The following is an 8,539-nucleotide window of genomic DNA, read 5'->3' on the forward strand; positions in this document are numbered from 1 at the left end:
TTTTTATTGATATTGCTCGATAATCTCAAGCATCCTTTCACTGGCATACGCACCTGGATTGACCACATTGGCTTCCGTCCAGTAACCGAGTCGCAGAGAAGTGCCGTCTTCCAAGTGGATATCTAAGAATGTGCTGTCTTCATTGCCAATTTTTTCGTAAATTTTATCAAAGCCCACGTATTCCAGAGCCAAATACTCACCGAGAAATTCCTTCCAATGTTCTTCTTTCAAATCCGTTATAAAACTTCCGTCGAAATAGCTTCTAAGACTCATTCCCACAACTTTTCCTTCTATATCATAAAGATCACCGATCGTCTGGGCTTTCTTATTTTCATTCACTTCGTAAATCATATCATTTGCAATTACACGGAAATCGGAATCGTAGCCGATAAATTCGAATACTTCAGTACCCACGTCCAAAAACGCTGCATCGCCGTTCTCCATCCGGTGATTCGAACAGGCATTACCATCCATTTGAAAGCTTATTTCCCCCACCACTTCGCCTTTCATATGCTCTTCAACCGGTATTGATTCATTCCATAACGCAGAATACTGGATATCGTTTATTTTTAAAACATCTACCCAATCGATAACGCCATCAGGACATTCCTTGTCTTGCTGTGCAGACTGAGTGGTCTGTGCTGGCTTCGCTGCCTTCTCTTCAAACGGTGATGAACATCCGGACATTGTAACGAGAGTCATTAGTATAAAGAAAGTTCTTTTCATTATCCTACCCCCTTTTAATCTTAGGCGAAATAAAACAAAAAAGGTTACAGTTTCCTTTAAAATTTCCATTAAATTGATAAACGTGATGAATAATTAGTAAAAACTCCCGTTAATTCACTATCGATTCCCTGGGATTACTTTGATAACGTTAGTTATAGAACCTATTAGTTCAATTTGCTTCTTGTTTGCTGTATTTGGAATTTAGAGATAATCCTTATGTAATTTACTACATATATTAGTATTGGATACCTCTATCTTTTAGAATTCACTACAATTTATTATTTAAAATGCAGAGTTAAACGTTCATCGCCTCTTGTTCGACGCGGTCCAGGAACGCTTCCACTGTCTTTAAGTTGCTCTTATTGCTGGCCATTTTCATCATGGCCCTGCCAATAAAATTACGTCCTTGGTTACAGCCGGAATAAACCAATTTGGTCTCCTTTTCGCCTTGTTTGATCAGCGAAAAACATAAGTCGATTTCAAATGCCTTGCCGGTCACAAAAAAGATTTGCTTATATTTTTTGTCAGGTTTATCCTCATAAGCCAGTGTATTGACGATATAGGTCTCAATTCGCTTTCCTTCTTTATAGCTCTGCAAATGTTTTGCTCCAACTTCCTGTTCGGACTTTTCAATCAGCTCATGCTTTTCAATTTCCGGCATGATTTTTTGGATATTGGCATCCGCAAACAGCAACCACACCTTGTCGATATCCTGATGCTTAACACGTTCTTCTTCCCATTCAATCATCCTCACTTTTCCCCTTCCCGATCATCCATTACTGGATATTATAATTTGAGTGTCTCTTTTCCCTAGTTATTACCAGTATAGCCCTGTTATAAATAAATTAAAAGAAAGCCCGGACATCCGGGCTTTCTCAGTAATCTTTATTCTTTTGCAGCTTTTTCCGCCTTGGTTTCAACGCGCTGCATAAAATCCCGGACTGTTTCGTTCCGTCTTTTTTTGCTGCCGGCCATCAGCATGGCTTTCCCTGTAACTGTCAATCCTTTTTGGGTCCCCTCATAGGTGAACAGTGTAAGATCTTCGCCTTTTTTATCCAATGTGAAGATATAATTGACTTCAAAAAGGCCGTTCATCTCAAATCGGGTATGGCGGACTTTTTTATTGAGTGTGTCTTCAAACAGCATAGTTTCTACTATATAGGTCTGCAGCTGTTTGCCTTCCATATAACTTTGCGCATGTTTTGCACCCGTTTCATTGTTTTCATTTTCCACCAGTACGTGATCTTCCAGTTTAGGATAAAGAATTTTGGCGTTTTCGTCCAAAAACAGCTGCCAAACCTTCTCAATCGGTTGTTTAATCATCATTTCTTCTTTCCATTTCACCAAATGACCACTTCCTCTTCTGAATGCCCTGCTTGTTCTTCCAGATAAATGGATATACTATCCGGAAGCAACCCAATACTGTCCGCATTTTAAAAATACAATCCTCAAATCTATAATACTATCCGGAAGCAGCAAAATACTATCCGCAGCTGTTTTTAGAACGGATTGGTCGCCCACAAGCTCGATTTCGGAATGAAAATCCGCGGATGCAGCTTGAGCTGGGCAACCATATATTCAGCCAGATCTTCTGCCTGCATGAATTTCTCTTCACTCTTCTCCGGTTTATTGCCATCACCGAAAAATTCAGTGATAACAAGGCTCGGAGTCAATGCAAAAACACGGATATTGTATTTGCGGACTTCCTGTGACAGCGATTCAGTCATGCCGAGCACGCCAAACTTCGAAGCACTATAGGCACTAGATCCTTCTGTGCCTTTGACACCGGACATGGAGGAGATATTGATGATATCCCCGCCGTTTTTCTCGATCAATTGCGGCAGAACAGCGCGTGTCACATAATACATTCCCATCAGATTGACATCGATCATCTTTTTCCACTCGCTTGGATCGATTTCGAGAAATGGGCCGAATGTGCCGATCCCCGCATTATTGATCAATATGTCCGCCGGTCCGAGATCTCTTGTCAGTTTCTCCACTGCCTGGTTGACCTCCTCCATATCTGAAACATCAGCTGTCGCATAGCTCGCCTCGACGCCTCGGCTATTCAATTCTTCCGCAACCGACTTCAGATCGGATTCTGTGCGTGCCATCATTCCGATATTGACGCCTTCTTCCGCCAGTGCAATAGCCGTCGCCTTTCCGATCCCCTTACCCGCTCCCGTAATGATTGCCGTCTTCCCTTTCAGTAATTGAGCCATTATCTTCATTCCTTCCTATTGCTTTATTGTAATTAAAAGCTTCTTTTTAGGAATTCCCTTTTCCGTCAAATCTACACTTCATATTTTTAGCAGCAGCATATTTCTGATTCAATGAACTGTTTGTTAGTAATAAAGCCGTTTAATAACAAACTCAGGAAGTCCTCTATATCAAGACCGTGTTTTACAAAACTGAAAATTAAGTTGTTTAATTTCTGATGTTAATCCAGATATCATTGATATAAAAAAATAATAACGTTGTTTAAAAAGAGCAGATACTTTATAAAAAGTACCTGCTCTTACTCTGGAACTGCCGATAAGCAATCATATGTAAACAAAATTAATTAAAGCACATTTTCTTCTCAAAGAAGAGAAATTACGGAATAATCACCATCGAAATCGTACGATCTGTTCCATCTTTATCTTCTTTTCTATTATAGTATTTTTCCATTAACGTACTTAACTCCGACTGAAAATCTTCGAATGAGTTATCTGTTAAGTTCAATTTCACTAAGGAAAATGTCGCTTGATCTTGAGTACCTTCGCCAACTCTGTTCTCATGATAGTCTTTGTAGTTCTGAAGAATATACATAAAAAAGTAAGTTACAAATTTTATTTTATCGCTGTATGTTGCAGACTGCCAATCTTCTTCACTGATCTTATAGGCTTGGGTATTCAGCGCATACAGCTTTTCTTCAACTTTTCCAATTCGATTTATGCCAACGACTTTCAATAAATCGTCATCAACCATTGAGTTCACATGTCTGTATAATGTTGCTTGCGATACTTCTTTCAATAGTTTATTCAGTTGCATAATCGAGTATCCTTCATCGACATCTATTAATTCCAAAGCGATTTTAAACCTGACCTGGTTTTTAAATAAATCAAATTCCATCTATTTCAATCCCCTTTTTATTCATGATAGTGAGCTGTTATATAGACTTTCTTCGGGATTACCAACTTCTTGTCACCATTTATATCAGGATTTTCTTACAATAAAAAATGATATTACTCTTTAATGTATTTTGAGTCTGTATCTAAAATACAATAATATGGTTGACTTTTCAATTATCATTATTGATAATGATAATTGAAGGAGTGATTCAGATGAATACAGATATGTCTGCTCTACTGGAAATTGACTGGCCACAGATTTTGCCTTTTGCCTTGCCAATTATTTTCTTCAACTTATTACTGATTGGAGTTGCACTCTATGATTGGTACAAAAGAAAAGTGCTGATTGTCTCCCCCTATATTTGGCTGGTCATCATTCTATTGCTCCAATTGCTCGGACCGATACTGTATTTAGTGATTGGAAGGAGAATGATCCGAAATGATTACAGTCGAGAAGCTTCATAAGACCATCAAAAAAAGAAAAATTTTAAGCGATGTCACCTTCTCAATTGCCGAAGGCGAGTGTGTGGGCTTGTTGGGACCGAACGGAGCCGGAAAAACGACGCTCATTAAATGCATGACCGGCATTCTGCAACATGAACAAGGAGCCATCACTTTCAATTCCACACCCATCGTGCAGCACAAGAAAAGCATTGGCTATTTGTCCCAGCAGACGGACTTCAAGCCGTGGATGACCTGTGAAGAATCGCTCTTTTTCTTCGGAAAATTGTCGGGCTTGGATAAGGAGTTTTTACAGGGGAATATTTCAGCGGTTTTAAAAGAAGTCGGGCTTGAGGAAAAGGGACATTACAAAGTGGAACAATTATCCGGCGGCATGAAGCAGCGGCTAGGGATCGCCCAGGCCATTTTGCACCAGCCGCTGCTGCTGATTTTGGATGAACCGGTTTCTGCGTTGGATCCGATCGGCCGGAATGAAGTAAAAAAATTGATCGCTCGCTTAAAGAAGCGGACGACCGTCATCATTTCGACCCATATATTGGATGACGCCAGCGAATTTTGCGACCGGTTTATCATCATTAAAAATGGAAGGATTGTCGTAAACATAAATGACGATTTTCAGAAAACAGAGCGTAAACAAATTCTTGTGAAGATGGGGAATGTCCCAAAAACAAGTGAAGCTTTGAAAAGCTCTGAGGTTGAAGGCGTTGAATGCCTATCACCGAACACCTTTCTTTTAACAGGAGCTAAAGAATTGCATTTAAATAAAGTCGTAAACGACTTCGCTGCAAAAGAAATGGATATTACGTCCATTGAGTTTTATGAAAGAGGGATAGAAGAAATTTTCCTGGAGATGGTGTCGGACACATGACAAACTTTTATACATTAACGCGCACTGAACTAGTAGAAGCCGCAAAAGAATTTAAGTTCATCTGGTTAACGCTGTTTTTCGTGATTTTGGGCCTTACTCAACCGCTGATCACTAAATACATGGACGTTATACTTGAAAATGTTGGCGGCGCAGATGGCATCACCATCGATCCGAACCGGCCGGTACCAAGTTCTGCTGAAGTTCTACTGTCCACCATTTCCGGCCAATTCAATCAAATCGGACTCATCATCCTGATTATTAGCTTAATGGGGCTGATTGCAGCCGACCGCAATAGCGGTATGCAAGATTTCATATTGACCCGCCCTGTTTCACTGCGCTCCTACCTAGTGTCAAAGCTGGCTGGCCATTGGATAATCAGCATGTTCAGCATCTCCATAGGGGCAGTCGTTTCCTATGTTTACACCATCTTCTTATTCGGTTCTTTCTCTTTTTCAAACTTTGTGCTGTTTCTGCTGTTGTACAGTTTGTGGATCCTTTTCGTCGTGAGTCTTGCCATCTTGATCAGTACCTTTGTGAAGAGCCCCATCCTGATCGCCGTCACAACAATCGCTGCTTCTATTTTCTTTATTCTGATCAAGGGGTTCAACCACCTCTTGTTCCAGCTATCCCCAGGCGGCATCTTAAATCTGGCGGAGAACCAGTTGCTGTCGGTCCACGACTTGAATTACTTCAGTATTGCAACTTGTTTGGCATTCATTTCACTGAATCTCTCATGGGCCAGTAGGAATCTGAAAAAGGCATAATTGAAGGAGGCTGGTTCAAATGTTATCGATTAACAACTTGACCAAGTTATACAAAGGATCTGAAAAAGGCATTAAGAACTTAACCTTAGATTTGGTTAAAGGCGATATTTGCGCTTTCATCGGCATGAACGGGGCAGGAAAAACGACTTCCATAAAATCCATCGTGGGCATTCATGGCTTCGATCAAGGAGATATTGAATTAGATGGCGTGAGTATAAAGAAAAACCCACAAGAATTTAAACAGATGGTCGGATACTCGCCCGACACTCCTGTACTCTACGGAAACATGACGGGGTATTCGTACTTGGAACTCATTGGAAGCATTTATCAAATTGATAACGCGACGATAAACGAGCAATTGAACACTTTGCTGAAAAAGCTCAATTTCGGCAGTGCTATCCATGAGTTGATTTCTACCTATTCGCATGGCATGAAACAAAGACTGGTGCTCATTTCCATCCTTATGCACAATCCAAAACTGATCATATTGGATGAACCCTTTGTCGGATTGGATCCGAACGCCACTTATTTTTTACAGGAAGAAATGAAGAAACGGGCAGCTGAAGGATCCATTGTGTTGTATTCGACTCATGTTTTAGAAGTAGCGGAAAAGCTCTGCAACAAAGTGGTCATGATCCACAACGGCGAAGTGGTCGTCAATGATACGATGATCAATCTATTGTCCGAAAGTAGCTTAAGTGAAAAATTCAGGAGCATCACAGCACATGAGTAAGCTCATCCAATTGCAAAAGTATAGCTTAGCAAATGATTTTCAGTTTTACAGATTGGGATCATCCACTAATCAGGACGACCGAAAGCATGCTGTTCTTACGTTGGCGGGCTATTGTGCCGCTGTTGTCATGGCCATTGGCTATATTGTCTATATCGCCTTTGATTTGTACATCCGCGAAGAATCCATGTTGTTTTTTCCGATTCTTTCGTCCATTTTGTTTTGGGCCTTGGGGTTCTGGACCATCTTAAGCGGCCTTAAAAAATTGATTTTTTCTTCAGATACTGAACTTATTTTCAGCCTGCCCATGCCATTGTGGCAAGCCAAGCTATTTAATGTAATCAAACTCCTGATCCTTTATTTACTCATTGCTGCAATAGCCGTTTTTGCTGGCATCTTGTTGCATATGTTCATTCTTCCCGACTTCTGGTTCGTACTATTATCCAGTCTTCTTCTTGTTGTGATCCTCCCTTTACTAGTTATCGCAACAACATTCATCATTTCATTAGCAGTAAAAGTTCTCCTTAATTTTTTAAGAATCCATAGTAATGTGATCGAAGCTTTGCTTACATTCTTTTTATTCCTTTCACCTCTTTTATACAACACGTACAACTCTGCTTCATTAAATTACAAAGACATTTTTTCCAATAGTTCTCCACTCTACTTATTCGGCATCATTAGCAATTCTACATCAGAAGTTGGCTTCTTCAATTTAGTGTGCTTACTAGGAATAACTCTCGCTCTTGTTCTCATAACCGGCTACGTATTTACTAAAAGATATGCTTTCTTAGTTGCAAGCTACTCTACTTCGTCAAAAAGGAAAGCTCGTGATTCTAGCACACTTTCTTCCAATAGTTTATTTAAAAATCTATTCTCAAAAGAGCTGAAACTTTATCTATCATCTATCACCTATGTCAGCAATACGGTACTAACACCTGCGCTATTACTAATTGGCAGCCTGGCTTACTTGTTCAATATTTCCCCTCTGTTGTATGACTATACCTTGGAACTGTCAATTATCACGTTATCAAGCAAGTATATCTTCATACTATTTACTACTGTATGCATTCTTTTGACCACAACAACTTCATCAAGCCTATCTTTTGAAGGCCAAAGCATCTGGATTTTGTTGACGTCTCCGCTCTCTTTGATGGACCTTGCAAAAGCCAAGATCGCATTAAACGTGCTGCTATTTGTGCCGGGATTAGCTTGTGCTATTTTGGTCTATACTCAAAATTTCAGTTCATCGTTATTGGATTCACTGCTCTTCATTTCTTTTACCATCACTAGTTTACTTCTTTTCAGCATTGTGGGCTTCTTTGTCAATTTGAAATTCCCTAATTATAACTGGTCCAGTGAGATGGAAGTAATCAAGCAGGGTAAATCCACTATAATCACCGCTATTCTCAGTACATGTCTCCTCTCTATTACCGGGATTTTAATCATACTGGATTTCAGTTTCACATTTCATCTTCTTTTATTGGTCAATGTCTCCATAATTACATTCCTAATTTATAAACTAAGGGAAAGCTCGTTAATTATGGATTAAAGCAATGAGCTCCGCCAAGTATGAATTAAACAACATGTCTTGAACAGTTGGCACCAGAAGCTTTGGCGTCGTTTTCCTGTTAATGCAGCTCTTGGAAGATGGATTTTGAATTTGTTGTTTCTTCTTTCTTCCCATTAATCGAATGGTTACAGGCATTGGTTACACTCATTGTTGGTGTGTACTAAATAGAAGGGAGACATTCAGAAATCACCAAATATCTCCCTTCTATTTTGCAGCTTCCGATAACGCTATGATATGTAAACTACTATTTATATGGCGCACTATCCTTAGAGTAAAAACTCAAAACTGAAACAGGTCTTAAAATAA

General features: G+C 39.7%; 10 protein-coding genes. 5 read left to right on the plus strand and 5 right to left on the minus strand.

Annotated elements, in window-relative coordinates:
- Positions 1-3 precede the first annotated feature (3 nt).
- From AC2Q9J_RS08915 to AC2Q9J_RS08935, 5 genes are all read right to left on the minus strand, one after another.
- The gene (locus AC2Q9J_RS08915) at positions 4-726 is read right to left on the minus strand and encodes a hypothetical protein (RefSeq protein ID WP_499039104.1); all 723 of its coding nucleotides are present in this window, start codon (positions 724-726) and stop codon (positions 4-6) included.
- Between the two features lie 295 nt (positions 727-1,021).
- On the minus strand, positions 1,022-1,474 hold the full coding sequence (locus AC2Q9J_RS08920) for an SRPBCC family protein (RefSeq protein WP_499039106.1): 453 nt from the start codon (positions 1,472-1,474) through the stop codon (positions 1,022-1,024).
- A 137-nt stretch (positions 1,475-1,611) separates the two neighbouring features.
- A complete protein-coding gene (locus AC2Q9J_RS08925; protein WP_499039138.1) occupies positions 1,612-2,070 on the minus strand; it encodes an SRPBCC family protein in 459 nt (152 codons plus the stop codon).
- Positions 2,071-2,225: 155 nt separating this feature from the next.
- Positions 2,226-2,948: a 3-ketoacyl-ACP reductase gene (locus tag AC2Q9J_RS08930; protein ID WP_499039108.1), complete on the minus strand. Its 723-nt coding sequence runs from the start codon at positions 2,946-2,948 to the stop codon at positions 2,226-2,228.
- Positions 2,949-3,321: 373 nt separating this feature from the next.
- Complete coding sequence (locus AC2Q9J_RS08935; RefSeq protein WP_154749357.1) at positions 3,322-3,840, minus strand: helix-turn-helix domain-containing protein; 519 nt, start codon at positions 3,838-3,840, stop codon at positions 3,322-3,324.
- Between the two features lie 212 nt (positions 3,841-4,052).
- Between AC2Q9J_RS08935 and AC2Q9J_RS08940 the strand changes: the two genes are divergently transcribed.
- The 5 genes from AC2Q9J_RS08940 to AC2Q9J_RS08960 are packed head-to-tail and all read left to right on the plus strand — an operon-like array spanning position 4,053 to position 8,212.
- A complete protein-coding gene (locus AC2Q9J_RS08940) occupies positions 4,053-4,304 on the plus strand; it encodes a PLDc N-terminal domain-containing protein (RefSeq protein ID WP_154749358.1) in 252 nt (83 codons plus the stop codon).
- On the plus strand, positions 4,279-5,169 hold the full coding sequence (locus AC2Q9J_RS08945; protein WP_499039110.1) for an ABC transporter ATP-binding protein: 891 nt from the start codon (positions 4,279-4,281) through the stop codon (positions 5,167-5,169). Before AC2Q9J_RS08940 ends, AC2Q9J_RS08945 begins: the two co-directional genes overlap by 26 nt.
- Positions 5,166-5,933, plus strand: coding sequence for an ABC transporter permease (locus AC2Q9J_RS08950; RefSeq protein WP_154749360.1), 768 nt, complete (start codon positions 5,166-5,168; stop codon positions 5,931-5,933). The genes AC2Q9J_RS08945 and AC2Q9J_RS08950 overlap by 4 nt, the downstream gene beginning before the upstream one ends.
- A gap of 19 nt (positions 5,934-5,952) precedes the next feature.
- On the plus strand, positions 5,953-6,666 hold the full coding sequence (locus tag AC2Q9J_RS08955) for an ABC transporter ATP-binding protein (protein ID WP_191714813.1): 714 nt from the start codon (positions 5,953-5,955) through the stop codon (positions 6,664-6,666).
- Entirely contained in the window at positions 6,659-8,212 is a 1,554-nt protein-coding gene (locus tag AC2Q9J_RS08960; RefSeq protein WP_499039112.1) for a hypothetical protein, read from the plus strand. Before AC2Q9J_RS08955 ends, AC2Q9J_RS08960 begins: the two co-directional genes overlap by 8 nt.
- Positions 8,213-8,539: the final 327 nt, after the last annotated feature.

This window comes from Planococcus sp. RAB007_Raresut (assembly GCF_057369535.1).

What these genes read in the sequence shown, in the direction of transcription:
- AC2Q9J_RS08915 (WP_499039104.1), bottom strand. Translation starts at nt 726, where the DNA reads ATGAAAAGAACTTTCTTTATACTAATGACTCTCGTTACAATGTCCGGA.
- AC2Q9J_RS08920 (WP_499039106.1), bottom strand. Translation starts at nt 1,474, where the DNA reads ATGATTGAATGGGAAGAAGAACGTGTTAAGCATCAGGATATCGACAAG.
- AC2Q9J_RS08930 (WP_499039108.1), bottom strand. Translation starts at nt 2,948, where the DNA reads ATGGCTCAATTACTGAAAGGGAAGACGGCAATCATTACGGGAGCGGGT.
- AC2Q9J_RS08935 (WP_154749357.1), bottom strand. Translation starts at nt 3,840, where the DNA reads ATGGAATTTGATTTATTTAAAAACCAGGTCAGGTTTAAAATCGCTTTG.
- AC2Q9J_RS08940 (WP_154749358.1), top strand. Translation starts at nt 4,053, where the DNA reads ATGAATACAGATATGTCTGCTCTACTGGAAATTGACTGGCCACAGATT.
- AC2Q9J_RS08945 (WP_499039110.1), top strand. Translation starts at nt 4,279, where the DNA reads ATGATTACAGTCGAGAAGCTTCATAAGACCATCAAAAAAAGAAAAATT.
- AC2Q9J_RS08950 (WP_154749360.1), top strand. Translation starts at nt 5,166, where the DNA reads ATGACAAACTTTTATACATTAACGCGCACTGAACTAGTAGAAGCCGCA.
- AC2Q9J_RS08955 (WP_191714813.1), top strand. Translation starts at nt 5,953, where the DNA reads ATGTTATCGATTAACAACTTGACCAAGTTATACAAAGGATCTGAAAAA.
- AC2Q9J_RS08960 (WP_499039112.1), top strand. Translation starts at nt 6,659, where the DNA reads ATGAGTAAGCTCATCCAATTGCAAAAGTATAGCTTAGCAAATGATTTT.